Here is an 18375-nt window from a genome sequence, read left to right on the forward strand (position 1 = left end):
ACACCGCTCGTCGAACCGGTCGGATTTCACAACGAGTGCACCAGCGCCACCAGGTCGGTCAGCAGGCCCGGGTCGGTGGCCGGCAGCACGCCGTGGCCGAGGTTGAACACATGCCCGGCCGCGCCGGCGGCGATCGCCGCCCGGCCGTCGTCGTGCACGGCGCGGGCGGCCGGTTCGACGACGTCCCAACCGGCCAGCAACACCACGGGGTCGAGATTGCCCTGCAGCGCCCGGCCCGGACCGACCCGGCCGGCGGCGTCGACCAGCGCGGTGCGCCAGTCCACCCCGACCATGCCCGCGGCCTGCGGGCCGATCGCCTCGGACATGGCGCCGAGCAGTTCGGCGGCGCCGACCCCGAAGTGCGTCATCGGCACCCCGGCGGGGGCCAGCGCGTCGAACACCCGGGCGCTGTGCGGCAGCACGTAGTGACGGTAGTCGGCCAGCGACAGGGTGCCGGCCCACGAGTCGAACAGTTGCAGCGCGTCGACGCCGGCGTCCACCTGCAGCTGCAGGAACGCGATGGTGACCTCGGTCAGCGCCTCCATCAGCCGGTGCCAGAGCGCGGGCTCGCCGAGCATCATCGCCTTGGTGCGTTCGTGGTGGCGGCTCGGGCCGCCCTCCACCAGGTAGGACGCCAACGTGAACGGGGCCCCGGCGAAGCCGATCAGCGGGGTGGCGCCCAGCTCGCCGACCAGCGCCGAAACCGCGTCGGCGACCGGGGCGACGGCGGCCGGGTCCAGCCGGCCGATGCCGGACAGGTCGTCGGCGGTGCGGATCGGGTGGGCGATCACCGGGCCGACGTCGGGCACGATGTCCAGGTCGACGCCCGCGCCGCGCAGCGGCACCACGATGTCGGAGAACAGGATCGCGGCGTCGACGTGGTGCCGACGGATCGGCTGCAGGGTGATCTCGGTGACCAGCTCGGCGTCGAAGCAGGCGTCCAGCATCCGGTGGTTGGCGCGCAGCGCCCGGTACTCGGGCAGCGACCGGCCGGCCTGCCGCATGAACCACACCGGGGTGTGCGACGGCGTGCGGCCGGCGATGGCCGCCAGATAGGGCGATTCGGGCAGCTCACGTCGGTTGCTCATCGCAACCAATCTAGCCTGAGCCGCGGGGTTGGTTCTCCCCCACCGGCCGCCCGTGAATCCGGCGCGCCTGCCACGCCGGGCGGCCCGGAAGGTCTAGCGTCAAACGCGTGACCTCTGTCGAACCGGCCGAGTTCCGGGACGCGGTCGCGGCCATGAACGTCGCGACGACCCGCCCCGAGATCGAGTTGGGCCCGATCCGCCCGCCGCAGCGGCTGGCGCCGTTCAGCTATGCGCTCGGCGCCGAGGTGCGCCATGCCCACACCGAGGTGATCCCGGAGCAGTCCGAGGGTGACGCGTTCGGCCGGCTGATCCTGCTGCACGACCCGGAGGGCTCCGACGCCTGGGACGGCACCATGCGGCTGGTCGCCTACATCCAGGCCGATCTGGACCCCAGCGAAGCCGTCGACCCGCTGCTGCCCGAGGTGGCGTGGAGTTGGCTGGTCGAGGCGCTGAACACCGGCTGTCCGGGACACACCGCGCTGGGCGGCACGGTGACCGCGACGACATCGGTGCGCTACGGCGACATCTCCGGCCCGCCGCGCGCGCACCAACTGGAACTGCGCGCCTCCTGGACGGCGACGGACCTGGCCCTGGACGCGCACGTCCGGGCGTTCTGCGAGGTGCTCGAACACGCCGCGGGTCTGCCGCCGGTGGGGGTGACCAGCCTCGGGTCCCGGTCGCGGGCCTGAGACACTGGCTTCGATGACTGCTTCCGAACCCGGGACCGATCCCGAACCAGAAGCCGGACCGGAGCCTCAACCTCTCGCCGTCCCGGCCGACGGGGTGCCCGCGGTGTCGGTGTACGCCGAGGACATCGCCGCCGCGGCCGAACTGCTGGATTCCGGGCACGGCGCGTTCGCGATCGACGCCGAACGCGCGTCGGGCTTCCGCTACTCCAACCGCGCGTATCTGATCCAGATCCGCCGGGCCGGCGCCGGCACCGTGCTGATCGACCCGGTCAGCCACGGCCGCGACCCGCTGCAAACCCTCGCCCCGGTCGCCAAGGTGCTCGACGAGGGCGAGTGGATCCTGCACGCCGCCGATCAGGACCTGCCGTGCCTCGCCGAGCTCGGGCTGCGACCACCGGCGCTGTATGACACCGAGCTGGCCGGGCGCCTCGCCGGCTACGACCGGGTGAACCTGGCCGCCATGGTCGCCCGGCTGCTGGGGCTGGGCCTGGCCAAGGGCCACGGCGCGGCGGACTGGTCCAAACGGCCGCTGCCCGCCGCCTGGCTGAACTACGCGGCGCTGGACGTCGAGGTGCTATTGGAGCTGCGCGACGCGATCGCGAACGTGCTGGCCGAGCAGGGCAAAACCGATTGGGCCGCACAGGAATTCGAGTATCTGCGCACCGCCGAGCCGACCGTCACCCGGCGGGACCGCTGGCGGCGGACCTCCGGGATCCACAAGGTGAAGAATCGCCAAGCCCTCGCCGAGGTCCGCCAGCTGTGGACGGTGCGCGACCAGATCGCCGCCCGCCGGGACATCGCGCCGGGCCGGATCCTGCCGGACTCGGCGATCGTGGCGGCGGCTCTGGCCGACCCCAAGACCGTCGACGAGCTGACCGCGCTGCCGGTGTTCGGCGGCCCCAAACAGCGCCGCCAGGCGAACACCTGGCTGCAGGCCATCGCCGCCGGCCGCGCCGACACCGATCCCCCGCAACTGTCCGAGCGTCAGCCCGGCCCACCGCCCGCGGTCCGCTGGAGTCGCCGCAAACCCGAGGCCTCGGCCCGGCTGGAGGCCGCCCGGTCCGCGTTGACCGCGCTGTCCGATCAGGTCGGGGTGCCAACGGAGAACCTGGTGTCCCCGGAACTGGTGCGCAGGCTGTGCTGGGACTGGACGCCCGACGGGCCGGCGCAGCCGCGGATCGAGGCGTTCTTAGCCGAGAACGGGGCCCGGCCGTGGCAGCGCGAGCTGGTCGGGCCGGTGCTGGCCGGCGCGCTGGGCTGAGCGACGATCAAACGGCGTTAAACCTCCGACGACGTGGCCACCGCGGTGAGGCCGGTGGCCAGCGCGGTGACGGCCAGCACCGACGGCCAGGCGCCGATCTTCTTGGCCAGCGGGTGCGAGGCGCCGAACGCGCCGAGGTAGGCCGCGCTCAGCGCGGCGGTGACGGCCGGGCCGCGCTTGATCCACTGGCTGCCGGCGGCTACCCCGGCGGCGGCCAGCACGGCGCCGCCGAGCGGGCGTTTCCCGGAGTAGCGGGCGACGGCGTAGCCGCCGATCAGACCGGCGGCGACGGCGGGAACCGAAAGATCTGTGCTCATCCGAACAACCCTGCCAGGAACGGGGTGGAGTCCGGCACCGAGGCCATCACGGTGCCGCTGTGGTCCTGATCGGGGTAGACGTGCAGGGTGACCGGCTGGCCGTTGGCGACCAGCGCGTCGTTGAACTTCAGCGTCAGCTCCGGGGGCACGTCCCGGTCCAGCATGCCGACGCCGAGGAAGATCGGCCGGTCGTAGCCGGAGCTCGGGATGCCCATGAAGTCGTCGACGACGGCGGCGAAGTTCGGCAGCGAACTCAGCGGCGCGCTGAAGAGGCCCGGGATCGTCATGCCGGAGAGCTCATCGGAGAGCGGGCGCAGACACACCGTCTCGGCCCGGTCGGCCGCGGCCGCCCCGGCCGGGGTCAGCGCGGAGTTCACGTTCAGCTCCGGGTGCGCCTCGCGCAGCGCGGCCAGGATGTAGGCGGCATACGCGTTGGCGACCGGGGCGAGGTTGGCCGGCGCGGCCATATCCGGTCCGGCGGTCTTGACCATCCGTTCCACACCCGCCGGGGTGCCGGTGGCCACCACACCGCGATAGTCGAGCCCGGATCCGGCCGACAGTTCGGTGGCCCAGCGCGCGGTCGCGACCGCCGCGCCGCCGCCCTGGGACTGCCCGACCACCGCCCACTTCGGCGACAGGTCCAGGTCCAGCTGGTGGGCGGCGATCACCGAGTCGACCACGGACTGGGCGGTGGCGCGGCTGTTGAGGTAGCTCATCAGGCCGGGGGTGCCCAGGCCGGTGTAGTCGGCGCCGACGACGGCGTAGCCCTGGTCCAACCAGTGCGACAGGTATTCCTTGTCGCGTTCACTGCGGGGGTTGGCCGAGGGCGCGCAGTCGTCGCCGAGGCCGACGGTGCCGTGCGCCCAGGCGATCACCGGCCAGCCGCCCGGCGGGGCGGGGGTGCGCGGGGTGAACACCACGGCGGTGGCCACCGCGGGCGCGTCGTGCTGGTCGATGGTGGCGTAGAGGACCCGGTAGGACGCGGCCGCCGAGGGAACCGACAGCGCCGGGTCCAGCGGAACCGAGCTGATCAGCGTGCCGTGCGCGCCGATCGTTCCCGAGTAGTTCCGGGCGTCCAGGCCCGACCAGTTCGGGGCGGCGACGGCGATGGCAGGGGACATCAGCACGGCGACCATGGTGATCGCCGCTGCGGCAAGCTTTTTCACGCTTCTGAAATTTCCTCGGTTGTGTTGTCTTGTCCGCCAACCCAACCGGTGATCCGGTCGGCGATGTCGCGGTCGGTCAGGCCCATTTCGGCGAGGAGCTCCCCGCGCGAGGCGTGCGGCAGGAACTCCTGCGGCACCCCCAGGTCTCGGCAGCGGACGTCGATGTCGGCGGCCCGCAGCGCCGCCGAGATCGCCGATCCGATGCCGCCGGCCACCCCGTTGTCCTCGCAGGTGACCACCAGCTTGTGCTGGGCGGCAAGGGATTTCAGCGCCTCCGGGACGGGGATGACCCAGCGCGGGTCGATGACGGTGACACCGATGCCCTGTTCCCGCAGGCGAATCGCCGCGGCCAGGGCCATCGGGGCGAACGCGCCGACGCCGACCAGCAGCACGTCGGCGCCCAATCCGTCGGCCGGATCGGCGAGCACGTCGACCCCGTCGAGTCGCCGCAGCGCCGGAATATCGGATCCCACAGCGCCTTTGGGGAACCGCAGCACGGTCGGTCCGTCGGTGACCGCCAGTGCTTCGCCGAGTTCCTCACGCAGCGTCGCCGCGTCGCGCGGCGCGGCCACCTTGACGCCGGGCACCACCGGAAGGATGGACAGATCCCACATGCCGTTGTGACTGGCGCCGTCGGGTCCGGTGACCCCGGCCCGGTCCAGCACCACGGTGACCGGCAGTTTGTGCAGCGCCACGTCCATCAGCAGTTGGTCGAAGGCCCGGTTCAGGAAGGTCGCGTAGACCGCGACGACCGGGTGCAGCCCGCCCATCGCCAGGCCGGCCGCCGACGTCATCGCGTGCTGCTCGGCGATGCCGACGTCGAACAGCCGGTCGCCGAAACGCTCCCCGAACGCGCCGAGGCCGGTCGGGCCGGGCATCGCCGCGGTGATCGCCACCACGTCGCGGCGGCGGCCGCCGATCCGGATCAGTTCGTCGGAGAAGATCTCGGTCCAGCCCAGGGCGGCTTCGGAGGTCGCCAAACCGGTCAGCGGGTCGATGACGCCGCAGGCGTGCATCTGCTCGGCCTCGTCGGCCTCGGCCGGGCCGTAACCCATGCCCTTGCGGGTGACGACGTGCACGATCACCGGCGCGTTGAAGCCGCGGGCCAGCCGCAGCGCCTGCTCGACGGCGTGCTCGTCGTGGCCGTCGATCGGGCCGACGTACTTCAGGCCGAGGTCGGAGAACATCGCCTGGGGCGCCACCGCGTCCTTGATCCCGGCCTTCACCGAGTGCACCAGCTGGTAGGCGAACTCCCCCACCAGCGGGAGGCCGCGCAGCGCCTGGCGGCTCTGCTGCAGGAACCTCTCGTAACCCGGCTGCAGCCGCAGTCCGGACAGGTGTTCGGCCAGACCGCCGATGGTCGGGGCGTAGCTGCGCCCGTTGTCGTTGACCACGATCACCACCGGCCGTTTGGCCGCGGCGATATTGTTCAGCGCCTCCCAGCACATCCCGCCGGTCAGCGCGCCGTCGCCGACGACGGCGACCACGTGCCGATTTCGGTGTCCGGTCAGCTCGAAGGCCTTGGACAGCCCGTCGGCGTAGGACAGCGCCGCGGAGGCGTGGCTGGACTCCACCCAGTCGTGCACGCTTTCGGCGCGGCTGGGGTATCCGGACAGCCCGTCCTTGCAGCGCAGGGTGTCGAAGTCGTCGACTCGGCCGGTCAGCATCTTGTGCACGTAGGCCTGGTGGCCGGTGTCGAAGATGATCGGATCGTGCGGCGAGTCGAACACCCGGTGCAGGGCGAGGGTCAGTTCGACCACGCCGAGGTTGGGTCCCAGGTGCCCGCCGGTCGCCGCCACCTTGTGAACCAGGAATTCGCGGATGTCACGGGCGAGTTCGTCGAGCTGAGGCTGGCTAAGGTGCTGCAGATCTGCGGGGCCGCGGATCTGATCAAGCATCCCGACAGTCTACTCGCGCGTTCCCGTCCGGTCGGCCAGAGCCACGCGTTGCGCCGGCCGAGTCTCCAGGGGGGCGCTCTCAGCGATTTCACAGCTATGGGCTACGCTGGCTCTCAGAAAACCGAACCTCGACCATGACGGGATGACCGCCGTGAGTTCTGCCGCAGAATCGGGATTGATCTATCTGGTCGCCCCGAGCGGCAACCCCAATTACGGCGACGAGTTCATCATCCGCGCCTGGCTGCGTTACCTGGCGAAGGTGGCCCCCGCCGCCGAGGTGGTGGTGGACTGCCACACTCCCGGCCAGGCCTCGGTGCTGCTGACCCGCTGGCATCCGAACGTGCGCTTCGTGGACACCATGTGGCGGATCTGCTTCGAGACCGCGCAACTGCCCGCCGCCGAGGCCGCCGCCGTCGCCGCCGACGTGCTGGCCAATCCGGGTCGGCTGCCGCGCATCGCCTCGGGCGTGGACCTGCTCGCGCGCGCCGACACCGTGCACCTGGTCGGCGGCGGCTACGTGAACGTGGTCTGGTCCCACCACGTGGCCCTGCTGGCGACCGCCGCCGCCGCGGCCCGGCAGTTCGACGCCCGGGCGGTGGCCACCGGGCAGGGACTGCTGCCGATCGGCGACGACGAGTGGTCGGCGTTGCTGAGAGAGCTGATCGACGACTTCGCCGTGTTCGACGTCCGCGACGAGCCGTCGTACGAGGTGATCGGCCCGGCCGATCCGCGGCACCGGTTCACCGGCGACGACGCCTGGCTGGACGCCGAAGAACCCGCCAACTACAACGCCGAATCCCGCGCGGCCGACCGCGACCTGGTGTTCTGCCTGCAGTCGGACCTGATGGAGGACTTCGCCGACGGCGAGGGCGTGGACAGGCTGGCCCGTGTCGTCGACGACGTCGTGGAGCGATGGGGCGTGCCAGATTCTCAGATCGCGTTCCTGGAATGCATCCCCGGCGCGGACCGCCGGGTCTTCGACAGGGTCGCCGGCCGGTTGCCGGCGGCGGTGTTCGTGCCATTCACCGAACTGTGGAACCGCGGGCTGCCGGCGCGCCCCGGCCAGACCTGGGTCAGCACCCGGTTCCATCCGCACCTGTTGGCCGCCGCGGCCGGCGCCAACGGCATCGCGCTGTCCGGCCGCAGCGACTACTACCCCGTCAAACACCGATCGCTGACCGAGGCGGGCTCGCGCTGGCAGGTCACCGACAGCGTGCACGTGCCCGATGACCCGCCCACCGACGGCGGGTTCCCGGCCGAGGACACCGCCGCGCTGGTGGCCGGCAAGACCGCGCTGGCCAACGAGCTCTATCCCCCGCCGTCGGCGTGGCGCCGGGTCGCCCGCGCGTTGCGCACCCGGGCGGGGCGATAGCCGAAGACGCTAGTCCGTCGGCTTCTGGTACACGTCGGGGATCCCGTCGTCGTCGGCGTCGACGGCGTCGGCCTCCGCGATCCGGCGGTAGGCCCGGTTGCGGCTGCCCAGCACGATCGCCGCCAACCCGGCGGCGACCAGGCTCCCGACGAACACCCCGACCTTGACGTGGTCGCCGTCGGGACTGCCGTAGCCAAACGCCAGCTCGCCGATCAGCAGTGACACGGTGAATCCGATGCCGGCCAGCAGAGTGACCCCGAACACATCGCGCCAGGTCAGCTCGGCGTCCAGGGTCGCTCGGGTGAATCGGGCCAACAACCAGGTCGCGCCGAAAATGCCGATCGGCTTGCCGGCCACCAGACCGACCAGCACCCCGATCGTCACCGGGGCGCTCAGCGAGTCCAGCAGGCCGGTCAGGCCGCCGACGGTCACCCCGGCGGCGAAGAACGCGAACACCGGGATGGCGACGCCGGCCGAGAACGGCCGGATGAGGTGCTCGAACCGGTCGGTGTCCAATGCGACCGACCTCTTCCTCGCGGAACTACACCGCTCGTCGAGTCGGTCGGTCGCGGCGTGTTTGCCCAGCACCGGCACGGTGAAGCCGAGCGCCACCCCGGCGACGGTGGCGTGGATGCCGCTGGCGTGCACCAGCGCCCACACCGTCACCGCGAGCGGTAGCAGGATCCACCAGCGGTGCAGGCCGCGCTGCACCGCGATGGCGAACAGCGCGAACGGGATCAGCGCCCACAACAGCGGGCTCAGCGCCAGGTCGTCGGTGTAGAAGAACGCGATGATGGTGATGGCCAGCAGGTCGTCGACGACGGCCAGGGTGAGCAGGAAGATCCGCAGCGCCGGGGGCAGGAAGCTGCCGAGCACCGCCAGCACCGCGACGGCGAACGCGATGTCGGTGGCGGTCGGGACCGCCCAGCCGACCAGGGTGTCGTGTGACCCGGCGGCCAGGTTGATCGCGACGAAGATCAGCGCGGGGGCGACCATGCCGCCGACGGCGCCCAGGATCGGCACCACCGCCCGGGACAGGTCGCGCAGGTCCCCGGCGACGAACTCGCGTTTGAGCTCGAGTCCGACCACGAAGAAGAACACCGCCAACAGACCGTCGGCCGCCCAGGACGCCAGCGACAGGTCCAGGTGCAGCTGCGCGGGCCCGACGACGATGCCGGCCAGCCCGTGGTAACTGTCCGACCAGGGCGAGTTGGCCCAGATCAGCGCGATGGCCGCGGCGACCAGCAGGATCAGGCCGCCGTTGGTCTCATCGCGGAGCACCCCGGCCAGCCGGGACGCCTCCGGCCAGGAACCTCGGGAGAAGAAGCGGGGACGCTGCGGTGCGGATTCAGACACGGATCACCTCGGCTGGGCAGGCGGGCACGACCGCCGACCAGACTTCCCGGCACACCATGGAACGCGATCAGTCTACGGTCAACAGCGCCACGCACTCGACATGATGGGTCAGCGGGAACGCGTCGAACACCCGCAGCTGCTCCACCCGGTACCCGGCGCTGCGGTACCCGCCGATGTCGCGGGCGAACGACGCGGCCTCGCAGCCGATGTGGATCAGCCGCGGCACCCCCGCCGCGGCGACCGCCTCGATGACCTCTCGCCCGGCGCCGGTGCGCGGCGGGTCCAGCACCGCCACCGCCGCCGGCTCCAGCGCGCCGACCGCCCGGCGCACCGAGTCGGTGACGAACCGGACCTGCGGCAGGTCGGCGAGCGCGTCACGCCCGGCGCGCGCGCCCGCCCGGGAGGTGTCCACGCTGACCACCCGCGCGCCGGCCTCCGCCAGCGCGGCGGCGAACAATCCCGCGCCGCCGTAGAGATCCCAGGCCGGCGCCCCGTCGGGGGGCTGCGCCCAGTCGGCGACCAGCGCGCTGTAGGTGGCGGCGGCGTCGCGGTGGGCCTGCCAGAACGCGGTGACCGGCAGCCGCCAGGTCCGCCCGGCCACCCGCTGGGTCGCCAGGTACTCGCCCTGGGCGACGCGGGTGCGCCGGCCCTTGCCGGCACACACCACGTGCCGTTCCCCGTCGTCGTCGAGCACGACGTGCACCTGGTCGCCGGCGCGCAGCACGTCGGCGGGCAGCTCAGCCAACAAGCCGGCGGGCAGCTGCCCGCAGTTCAGGTCGGTGACCAGCTCGTCGCTGTGGAAGCGGTGGAATCCGGGGTGGCCGTCGGCGCCGACTTCCAGCCGCACCCGGGTCCGCCACCCGGTCGGGCCGCCGGCACCAACCGGTTCGGCGACCAGTTCCGCGCCGTCGAACCCACCCAGCCGGGACAGCTGGTTGGCGACCACCGCGCCCTTGAGCCGACGGGCCGCCGCCGGCGCGGCGAAGGACAGGTCGCAGCAGCCGGCGCCGTGTGGGCCGGCGATCGGGCACAGCGGGTCGATCCGGTCCGGGGACGGCTCCAGGATCTCGACGGCCTCGGCGTGCCAATAGCCCGAACGCCGGCTGGTCACCCGGGCGCGGACCGTCTCGCCCGGCAGCGCATACCGGACGAAGACCACCCGGCCGTCGTCTCGGGCCACGCAGCTGCCGCCGTTGGCGGGCGCGTCGGCGGTCAGCACCAACTCGTCGGCGCTCATTCGCTCGCTCCTCCGCAGGGCTCGTCCCTCGCCCCGCATCGTCGACTCGCGGCGCTCATTCGCTCGCTCCTCCGCAGGGCTCGTCCCTCGCCCCGCATCGTCGACTCGCGGCGCTCATTCGCTCGCTCCTCCGCAGGGCTCGTCCCTCGCCCCGCATCGTCGACTCGCGGCGCTCATTCGCTCGCTCCTCCGCAGGGCTCGTCCCTCGCCCCGCATCGTCGACTCGCGGCGCTCAATCGACGAACCCCCGTCGGGTGTCACCCGGCGCGGGCTGCGGTTCCAGCGTCTTGCGGCGCTGCGAGGAATGCAGCTGCCAGGGCACCGAGGTGACCATCACGTTCGGTTCGAACAGCAGCCGGGTCTTGAGCCGCAACGCGCTCTGGTTGTGCAGGATGTGCTCCCACCAGTGGCCCACCACGTACTCGGGGATGAACACCGTGACGACGGTGCGCGGAGACTCCTTGGTGATCCGTTTGACGTAACCCAGCACCGGCCGGGTGATCTCCCGATACGGCGAGGCGATCACCTTCAGCGGCACGCTGATGTCGCTGTCCTCCCACTGGTGCACCAGGGCGCGGGTTTCGCCGTCGTCGACGCTGACCGAGATGGCCTCCAGAATGTCGGGCCGGGTCGCGCGGGCATAGGCCAGCGCCCGCAGCGTCGGCATGTGCAGCTTGGACACCAGCACGACGGCGTGGTTGCGGCTGGGCAGCACCACCTCGTGCAGCCCGTCCTCCACCTCGGCCAGCTCCTGGGCGACCGCCGCGTAGTGCCGATGGATCAGCTTCATCAGGGAGAACAGCACCGCCATGGCCAGGATCGCGATCCACGCGCCGGCGAGGAACTTCGTCACCAGGACCACGACCAGCACCGAGGCGGTGCAGACCAGGCCGACGGTGTTGACCAGGCGGGACCGGATCATGGCGCGTCGCGCGGCGGGGTCGGATTCGGTGCGCAGCAGCCTGCTCCAGTGCCGGATCATCCCGGTTTGGGACAGGGTGAAGGACACGAACACCCCGACGATGTACAGCTGGATCAAGGTGGTGACCTCGGCGTCGAACATCACCACGAAGACGATCGCCGCCATCGCCAGGAACAGGATGCCGTTGGAGAACGCCAACCGGTCCCCGCGGGTGTGCAGCTGGCGCGGCAGGTAACTGTCCTGGGCGAGCACCGAGCCGAGCACCGGGAAGCCGTTGAACGCGGTGTTGGCGGCCAGGATCAGGATCAGGGCGGTGGCGACGGTGATGGCGACGAAGCCGAGGTGGAACTCGCCGAACACCGCCTGGGCGAGCTGGGCGACGAGCGTCTTCTGCCGGTAGTCCTCGGGCGCGCCGGTCAGCTGGGTGGCCGGGTGCTCGACGATCTGCACCCCGGTCTTCTCGGCCAGCACGATGATGCCCATCAGCAGCGCCACCGAGATGCCGCCGAGCATCAGCAAGGTGGTCGCGGCGTTGCGGGACTTGGGTTTGCGGAAGGCGGGCACCCCGTTGCTGATCGCCTCCACCCCGGTCAGCGCCGCGCAGCCCGACGAGAACGCCCGGGCCACCAGGAACACCAGCGCCAGCCCGAGCACGTCGCCGTGGTCGGCGTGCATGGTGAAGTCGGCGGACTCGGCGCGGACCTCGTCGCCGAGCACGAAGATCCGGAACAGCCCCAGGCCCAGCATGCCGAAGATGCCGACGATGAACGCATACGTCGGGATGGCGAACGCGATCCCGGACTCCCGCACCCCGCGCAGGTTGATCGCCATCAGCAGCAGGATCGCCGCGACGGCGACGAGCACCTTGTGCTCGGCGACGAACGGGGCCGCCGAGCCGATGTTGGACATCGCCGCCGACACCGACACCGCCACGGTCAGCACGTAGTCCACCAGCAGCGCGCTGGCGACGGTCAGTCCGGCGGTGGGGCCCAGGTTGGTGGTGGCGATCTCGTAGTCACCACCGCCGGACGGGTACGCGGTGACGTTCTGCCGGTAGCTGGCGACCACCACGATCATCACGAACGCGACGGCCAGCCCGATCCACGGCGTCATCACATACGCGGACAGCCCCGCGATGGAGAGCACCAGGAAGATTTCCTCCGGCGCGTAGGCCACCGAGGAGATGGCGTCGGAGGCGAACACCGGCAGCGCGATGCGCTTGGGCAGCAGAGTGCTGCCCAGCTTGTCGCTGCGGAACGGCCGCCCCAGCACCAGCCGTCGCGCCGCGGTGGAAAGTTTGGACACGAGGTCCAAGGGTATGCCTACCGCCGAAAGGTTGTAGCGTTCGGCGTAGCGTCGGTCACGCCGACAACCGGCTGCTGCGAAAGGACCTTCAGGTGCGGGTAGTCGTGATGGGCTGCGGGCGCGTCGGCGCGGCGCTGGCCCACGGGTTGTCCCGAGTCGGGCACGAGGTGGCGGTGATCGACCGCGACCCGACGGCCTTCGACCGGTTGGCCCCCGAATTCCCAGGCGAGCGGGTGCTCGGCATGGGTTTCGACCGGGATGTGTTGCTGCGCGCCGGAATCGAGGAGGCCGCAGCCTTCGCCGCGGTGTCCTCCGGCGACAACTCCAACATCATCGCCGCGCGGGTGGCGCGGGAGAACTTCGGCGTCAAGCGGGTGGTGGCCCGGATCTACGACGCCAAGCGCGCCGCGGTCTACGAGCGCCTCGGCATCCCGACGGTGGCGACCGTGCCGTGGACCACCGACCGTCTGCTGAACCTGCTCACCCGCGAGTCCGAGACCGCGAAATGGCGCGATCCGACCGGCACCGTCGCGGTGGCCGAAGCGGCGCTGAACGAGGCGTGGGTGGGCCGACGGGTCACCGAGCTGGAGCGCGCGACCGGCGCGCGGGTGGCGTTTCTGGTCCGCTACGGCGACGGGGTGCTGCCCGAACCCAAGACGGTGCTGCAGGACGGCGACCAGGTGTTCATCGCCGCGCTGTCCGGCCGCGCCGGTGAAGCGCTGGCCATCGCGGCATTGCCGCCGGCCGAGGATTCCGAGCAGGAGAGCGGGCGTCGATGAAGGTCCTGATCGCCGGCGCCGGCGCCGTCGGCCGCTCCATCGCCCGTGAACTGGTGGACAACTCCCACGATGTGACGCTGATCGAGCGCAAACCCGAGCACATCGAACCCGACTCGATCCCGGCCGCGGCGTGGGTCGCCGGCGACGCCTGCGAGCTGAGCCTGCTGGAGGCCACCCGGCTGGAGACCTTCGACGTGGTGATCGCGGCGACCGGCGACGACAAGGTCAATGTGGTGCTGTCGCTGCTGGCCAAGACCGAGTTCGCGGTGCCGCGGGTGGTGGCGCGGGTCAACGATCCCCGCAACGAGTGGTTGTTCGACGAGTCCTGGGGCGTCGACGTCGCGGTGTCCACCCCGCGGATGCTGGCCTCGCTGGTCGAGGAGGCCGTCGCCGTCGGCGACCTGGTGCGACTGCTGAAGTTCCGCTCCGGCGACGCGTCGCTGCTGGAGCTGACCCTGCCGGACAACACCCGCTGGGGTGGGCGCCCGGTGCGGAAGCTGGACCTGCCCCGCGACGCGGCCCTGGTCACCATCCTTCGCGGCAATCGGGTGATCGTGCCCGCGCCCGACGAGCCCCTAGAGGGCGGTGACGAGTTGCTGCTGGTCGCCGTCCCTGAGGTGGAGCAGGAAATCCGCGATCTGCTGCTGGAAGGCTGAATCCAGCCCACTCGGCGCCGCCAGTGACCAGAGGCGGACGAATCCAGCCAACCCGTCGCCGCCAGTGACCACAGGCCGGGCTTCAGCAACGCCAGTGACTGGGGGGCGAAAAATCGACCGCGAATCGGCCTACCGTCACTGGTGACGACGGAAACCGGCCTCTCGTCACTGGCGAGCCCGCAGAAGCCGGAAAGCTGCCTACGCGCCCGAATCGCCGCGCACAGCCCGCGCGTCGGCAACCTGCCCGTTCGCAACCTCCGCGCCGGCAACCTCCGCGTCCGCAACCTCCGCGTCGGCAACCTGCCCGTCGGCAGCCTCCACGCCGGCGGGATTGGCTTCGCTCAGGCCCGAACGGGCCAGCTCCCGCTGCGCGTGGCGGATGACGAAGTAGGTGATCACCGCGGCGACCGCGGTCAGCGGCACCCCCATGGCGACCCGGGCGAAGCCCAGCCAGCCGGTCTCGTCGGCGTCGTAGAGGTAGCGCTGCACCACGAACCGGGCGGCGAACACCGCCACCCAGGTCAGGGTGGCCAGATCGAACGCCAGCAGCACCTTGCGGACCGCGCGCCAATCCTTGCCGTGGCCGTTGATCCAGCTCCACACGTAGCCGACGGCCGGCCGACGGATCAACACCGAGAGGGCGAACACCGCCGCCCACAGCGCCGACATCCAGATGCCCCACAGGAAGTAGCCCTTGGCGGATCCGACCAGGTAGGCGATCAGCGCGCCGAACCCCACCCCGATGAATCCGGACACCGCCGGCTGGGTGGACTCGCGGCGGATCAGCCGCCAGATCAGCACCAGCAGCGCCACTCCGAGCGCTGCGCCGACCGCCGGAACCAGGCCGAACTGGCTGTTGACCGGGACCAGCACCAGGATCGGGAGCGCCGAGTAGATCAGGCCGGACACGCCGCCGACCTGTTCGAGCATGGCCCGGGCGGCGGGATTGCCCGGGGCGCGGTCGCCGTCGGGCTCAGGAGTGGGGGCGCTCACCGCTCGATCTCGTAGCGCGGGTTGTAGATGGCCTTGGTCCCGTCGTCGAGGGCGCCGAGGCGGCCGCGGACCCGCAGCACCCGGCCAGATTCGATGCCGGGGATGCGCCGCTGGCCGAGCCAGACCAGGGTCACCGTGTCGGTGCCGTCGAACAGTTCGGCGCGCACACCGGCCGAACAGGCGCGGCCGTTGGTCTCCACGCTGCGCAGCGTGCCGACCATGGTGACCTCCTGGCCGCGCTGACAGTCGATGGCCCGCTGCGCGCCGGTGTGGGCGGCCTCGTCGGTGAGCTCCTCGGCGTCGCGGGCTTCGGGGTCTTCGGTGAGCCGGCGGGTCAGACGGCTGAGGAACCCCTCGGCGGTGGACATGATGACTCCTGCGGGCTGCGTTGCGCGGGTGCGTCGAGCACCCGATCCACCCGCCACGGTAGCCCTCTTGTCATACGAATGCCACGCGCCGTGCACCATCAAGGGATGGCTGTCACACTGCGCGGCGTGACCACGGTGCTGCTGCCGGGAACCGGGTCCGACGACGACTACCTGCGCCGGGCGTTCGGGCCGGCGCTGCAGCGCGCGGGCGCCCGGCTGCTCACCCCGGCGCCTGAACCCGCCGACCTGCTGGCCGGCTACCGGCGTGCCCTGGAGCAGGCCGCGGCAGCCGGCCCCATCGCGGTCGGCGGGGTGTCGCTGGGCGCGGCGTTCACCGCGGCCTGGGCGATCGAACATCCGGAGTCGACGGTGGCGGTGCTGGCCGCGCTGCCGCCCTGGTCCGGGGCGCCGGATCGGGCGCCCGCGGCGCTGGCCGCGCTGGCGACCGCCGATCATCTGCGCCGCGACGGTCTGGCGGCCACCGTCGCGGCGATGCGCGCGGCCAGCCCGACGTGGCTCGCCGACGAGCTGAGCAGGTCCTGGTCCGCGCAGTGGCCGGCGCTGCCGGAGGCGATGGAGGCGGCCGCGGGCTACCGCGCGCCGACCCTGGCCGAACTCGCCGACCTGCGGGTCCCGCTGGGGGTGGCCGGCTGCCCGCAGGACGCGGTGCACCCGCTGGAGGTGGCGCGGCAGTGGGCGGCAGCGGCGCCGCGGGCGGCGCTGGCGACGGTCGGGCTGGCCGAGTTCGGCGCGGACCCGTCCCGGCTGGGGGCGGCGAGTGTGGCGGCCCTGGCGGCTATCCCCCGGTGATGGTGTTGAACCGCTGCATCGCCGAATGCGTGCTGCGACGGGCCACCGGCGCGGCGGTCTCCGGGGACGGCTCGTCCGCGGGGGGTCCCGGCTGGGCGGCGGCGGCCTGAGCCTGCGCCTGGGCGGCGGCCTGCTCCTGGGCGGCGCGCAGCTGGGCGGCCATCGGCTCGGGTAGCTGCACCGGCAGCGGCGTCCGCACCGGCATGGGCTCCTCACCGCGGCGAACCACGGTGTCGGCCAGCGCCTTTCGCGCCTCGCCGGCGAGCGCGTCGATGGTGTCCGGCGCTCCGTTGACCACACAGCGGATCATCCACCGGTAGCCGTCGACGCCGATGAACCGCACCGCGCCGGCCGCCGTGCCGACCACTTCCCGGCCCCACGGACCGGACTGAATGCTGACCGTGGCGCCGTCGCCGCGCAGCGAGTCGGCGAGCTCGGTGGCGACCTCGCGCCACAGGCCCGGGCTCTTGGGCGCGGCGTAGGCGGCGATGGTGTAGCGGCCGTTGGCGGTGACCAACCAGATCGCGCTGGGCACGCCGGAGGCGTTCAGCTCGACCTGCAGCTGGGCGTTCTCCGGCATCGGGACGAGCACCGACCCGAGGTCGAGGCGGCCCTGCGCCGCGACGTCCGCGTCATCGAAATCCTCGATGTCGAACGGGCCGTCCTCGTCGTCCGCCGAGATCTCGTCCAACCGGTCATCGTCGGCCGTCGACACCTCGTCGTCGCCGTCGGTGCGCTTACGCAATGCCATCAGCAGTCCCGCCATCCGTTGTCTCCGCCACCTGAATGCTCACAAACTCGAGTGTCCGCCGGAGGACCCGTGGCCGCCAGCGCCCCGGGTGGTCTCGGCGAGTCCGGCCTCGTCGAAGGATTCCACCTCGACCAGCTCCGGCAATTCGACGCGCTGCACGATCAGCTGCGCGATCCGGTCGCCGCGGCCGACCTGGATGGTCTCGCGCGGATCCAGGTTGATCAGGCAGACCTTGATCTCACCGCGGTAGCCGGCGTCGATGGTGCCCGGCGCGTTGACGATGGACAGCCCCACCCGGTTGGCCAGCCCCGATCGCGGATGCACCAGCCCAACCATCCCGAACGGGATCGCGACGGCGATCCCGGTGCCGACCAGCGCGCGCTCCCCCGGACCCAGCTCGACGTCTGCGGCGGCGTGCAGGTCGACGCCGGCGTCCCCGGCGTGCGCCCTGGCGGGCAGCGGCAACTCGCGGTCGAGGCGGACAACCGGCAAAGGAATGGACACGAGGGCACAGACTACCGTTGTCGCTGTGACAACCCCCCTCGCCGCCACGCCGACGGTCCGCTACCGGGAACGCCTCCGCGTCCCGCTGTGGTGGTGGCTGCCGGGATTCGGGTTGGCGGCGCTGATCGCGGTGACCGTCAACCGCGCGCTGCACAATGCGCCGAACTGGGTGGGTTTCGTGGTGATGGCCCCGCTGGCGGTGCTGGTCCTGCTGTGGTTGGGCCGGCACACCGTGTCGGTGACCAGCGCAGACGGGGTGACCGAGTTGTGGATCGACGACGCGCATCTGCCGACCGGGGTGATCGCGCGCAGCGCGGTCGTTCCGGCGTCGGCGAAATCGGCGGCGCTGGGCCGTCAGCTGGATCCGGCGGCGTTCGTCGCGCACCGCGGCTGGGTCGGCCCGATGGTGCTGGTGGTGCTCGACGACCCCGACGATCCGACGCCGTACTGGCTGTTCAGCAGCCGCCACCCGGACCGGGTGCTGGCGGCGCTGGCGGAGTGACCGGCGTCAGGCCGCGCAGTCGGTGCAGATCATCACGCCGTTCTTCTCGGTGGCCAGCCGGCTGCGGTGGTGCACCAGGAAACAGCTCGCGCAGGTGAACTCGTCGGCCTGCTTCGGCACCACGCGCACCGACAGTTCCTCGCCGGACAGGTCGGCGCCGGGCAGTTCGAAGTTCTCGCCCGCCTCGGACTCGTCGACGTCGACGGCCGCGGACTGCGCTTCGTTACGCCGGGCCTTCAGCTCCTCCAGCGAGTCCTCGGAGACGTCGTCGGTTTCGGAGCGCCGAGGCGCGTCGTAATCGGTAGCCATTGTGGTATCCCCTCAGTGGTGCTGGCGCACGAGCTTTGTACCAGTGGCGAACGCCACGGCCAAATGATTCGTGCCCGATCGCAGGTGAATCA

At 71.7% G+C, this 18375-nt stretch carries 19 protein-coding genes; 7 read left to right on the forward strand and 12 right to left on the reverse strand.

All coding sequences use genetic code 11. From position 1 onward, the window contains the following. Window positions 1–26 precede the first annotated feature (26 nt). Window positions 27–1088, reverse strand: coding sequence for a uroporphyrinogen decarboxylase (gene hemE / locus L2Z93_RS11485; RefSeq protein WP_090584781.1), 1062 nt, complete (start codon window positions 1086–1088; stop codon window positions 27–29). A gap of 107 nt (window positions 1089–1195) precedes the next feature. On the opposite strand from hemE, the gene L2Z93_RS11490 reads away from it, so the two are divergent. Together L2Z93_RS11490 and L2Z93_RS11495 are read left to right on the forward strand one after the other, a co-directional pair. Beyond that, a complete protein-coding gene (locus tag L2Z93_RS11490; protein ID WP_090584783.1) occupies window positions 1196–1777 on the forward strand; it encodes a DUF3000 domain-containing protein in 582 nt (193 codons plus the stop codon). Window positions 1778–1790: 13 nt separating this feature from the next. After that, window positions 1791–3038 (forward strand): HRDC domain-containing protein, encoded by a 1248-nt coding sequence (locus L2Z93_RS11495; protein WP_090584785.1) that lies wholly within the window; start codon window positions 1791–1793, stop codon window positions 3036–3038. Between the two features lie 17 nt (window positions 3039–3055). Here the strand turns inward: L2Z93_RS11495 and L2Z93_RS11500 are convergent, their stop codons facing one another. The 3 genes from L2Z93_RS11500 to dxs are packed head-to-tail and all read right to left on the reverse strand — an operon-like array spanning window position 3056 to window position 6419. Then, the gene (locus tag L2Z93_RS11500) at window positions 3056–3355 is read right to left on the reverse strand and encodes a hypothetical protein (protein ID WP_090584787.1); all 300 of its coding nucleotides are present in this window, start codon (window positions 3353–3355) and stop codon (window positions 3056–3058) included. Beyond that, on the reverse strand, window positions 3352–4491 hold the full coding sequence (locus L2Z93_RS11505) for an alpha/beta hydrolase family protein (RefSeq protein ID WP_090584984.1): 1140 nt from the start codon (window positions 4489–4491) through the stop codon (window positions 3352–3354). The genes L2Z93_RS11500 and L2Z93_RS11505 overlap by 4 nt, the downstream gene beginning before the upstream one ends. Window positions 4492–4517: 26 nt before the next feature. Beyond that, window positions 4518–6419 carry a 1-deoxy-D-xylulose-5-phosphate synthase gene (gene dxs / locus L2Z93_RS11510; protein ID WP_090584789.1) on the reverse strand — a complete coding sequence of 634 codons (1902 nt, stop codon included), beginning with the start codon at window positions 6417–6419 and terminating at the stop codon, window positions 4518–4520. A 142-nt stretch (window positions 6420–6561) separates the two neighbouring features. On the opposite strand from dxs, the gene L2Z93_RS11515 reads away from it, so the two are divergent. Continuing rightward, the gene (locus L2Z93_RS11515) at window positions 6562–7791 is read left to right on the forward strand and encodes a polysaccharide pyruvyl transferase family protein (protein WP_090584790.1); all 1230 of its coding nucleotides are present in this window, start codon (window positions 6562–6564) and stop codon (window positions 7789–7791) included. Between the two features lie 9 nt (window positions 7792–7800). Here L2Z93_RS11515 and nhaA read toward each other — a convergent pair whose 3' ends face one another. The 3 genes from nhaA to L2Z93_RS11530 form a co-directional block, all read right to left on the reverse strand. Continuing rightward, the gene (gene nhaA, locus L2Z93_RS11520; RefSeq protein WP_090584792.1) at window positions 7801–9147 is read right to left on the reverse strand and encodes a Na+/H+ antiporter NhaA; all 1347 of its coding nucleotides are present in this window, start codon (window positions 9145–9147) and stop codon (window positions 7801–7803) included. Window positions 9148–9214: 67 nt separating this feature from the next. Further along, the gene (locus tag L2Z93_RS11525; RefSeq protein ID WP_090584795.1) at window positions 9215–10384 is read right to left on the reverse strand and encodes a class I SAM-dependent RNA methyltransferase; all 1170 of its coding nucleotides are present in this window, start codon (window positions 10382–10384) and stop codon (window positions 9215–9217) included. 232 nt (window positions 10385–10616) lie between these two features. After that, a complete protein-coding gene (locus tag L2Z93_RS11530; RefSeq protein ID WP_090584987.1) occupies window positions 10617–12611 on the reverse strand; it encodes an APC family permease in 1995 nt (664 codons plus the stop codon). A gap of 92 nt (window positions 12612–12703) precedes the next feature. Here L2Z93_RS11530 and L2Z93_RS11535 point away from each other — a divergent pair, with 92 nt between their 5' ends. Together L2Z93_RS11535 and L2Z93_RS11540 are read left to right on the forward strand one after the other, a co-directional pair. Further along, window positions 12704–13390, forward strand: coding sequence for a potassium channel family protein (locus tag L2Z93_RS11535; RefSeq protein ID WP_090584798.1), 687 nt, complete (start codon window positions 12704–12706; stop codon window positions 13388–13390). Continuing rightward, a complete protein-coding gene (locus tag L2Z93_RS11540) occupies window positions 13387–14046 on the forward strand; it encodes a potassium channel family protein (RefSeq protein WP_090584800.1) in 660 nt (219 codons plus the stop codon). Before L2Z93_RS11535 ends, L2Z93_RS11540 begins: the two co-directional genes overlap by 4 nt. Window positions 14047–14244: 198 nt before the next feature. Here the strand turns inward: L2Z93_RS11540 and L2Z93_RS11545 are convergent, their stop codons facing one another. Both L2Z93_RS11545 and L2Z93_RS11550 read right to left on the reverse strand, forming a co-directional pair. Then, on the reverse strand, window positions 14245–14976 hold the full coding sequence (locus L2Z93_RS11545) for a DUF3159 domain-containing protein (protein WP_090584989.1): 732 nt from the start codon (window positions 14974–14976) through the stop codon (window positions 14245–14247). 59 nt (window positions 14977–15035) lie between these two features. Then, a complete protein-coding gene (locus L2Z93_RS11550) occupies window positions 15036–15407 on the reverse strand; it encodes an OB-fold nucleic acid binding domain-containing protein (RefSeq protein ID WP_090584801.1) in 372 nt (123 codons plus the stop codon). Between the two features lie 105 nt (window positions 15408–15512). Between L2Z93_RS11550 and L2Z93_RS11555 the strand changes: the two genes are divergently transcribed. Continuing rightward, complete coding sequence (locus tag L2Z93_RS11555; protein ID WP_090584803.1) at window positions 15513–16217, forward strand: hypothetical protein; 705 nt, start codon at window positions 15513–15515, stop codon at window positions 16215–16217. Here L2Z93_RS11555 and L2Z93_RS11560 read toward each other — a convergent pair. Next, window positions 16204–16968 carry a DUF3710 domain-containing protein gene (locus L2Z93_RS11560; protein ID WP_090584991.1) on the reverse strand — a complete coding sequence of 255 codons (765 nt, stop codon included), beginning with the start codon at window positions 16966–16968 and terminating at the stop codon, window positions 16204–16206. The two genes, L2Z93_RS11555 and L2Z93_RS11560, sit on opposite strands and share 14 nt — an antisense overlap. 39 nt (window positions 16969–17007) lie before the next feature. Further along, window positions 17008–17472 (reverse strand): dUTP diphosphatase, encoded by a 465-nt coding sequence (dut, locus tag L2Z93_RS11565; protein ID WP_090584805.1) that lies wholly within the window; start codon window positions 17470–17472, stop codon window positions 17008–17010. Between dut and L2Z93_RS11570 the strand changes: the two genes are divergently transcribed. Then, window positions 17465–17974: a DUF3093 domain-containing protein gene (locus L2Z93_RS11570; protein WP_090584807.1), complete on the forward strand. Its 510-nt coding sequence runs from the start codon at window positions 17465–17467 to the stop codon at window positions 17972–17974. The two genes, dut and L2Z93_RS11570, sit on opposite strands and share 8 nt — an antisense overlap. A gap of 6 nt (window positions 17975–17980) precedes the next feature. On the opposite strand, the gene L2Z93_RS11575 is transcribed toward L2Z93_RS11570, so the two are convergent. Continuing rightward, on the reverse strand, window positions 17981–18283 hold the full coding sequence (locus tag L2Z93_RS11575) for a DUF4193 domain-containing protein (protein ID WP_090584809.1): 303 nt from the start codon (window positions 18281–18283) through the stop codon (window positions 17981–17983). Between the last annotated feature and the right edge of the window lie 92 nt (window positions 18284–18375).

Origin of the sequence: Mycolicibacterium brumae (assembly GCF_025215495.1) — a bacterium.
GTDB classification, from domain to species: Bacteria; Actinomycetota; Actinomycetes; order Mycobacteriales; family Mycobacteriaceae; genus Mycobacterium; species Mycobacterium brumae.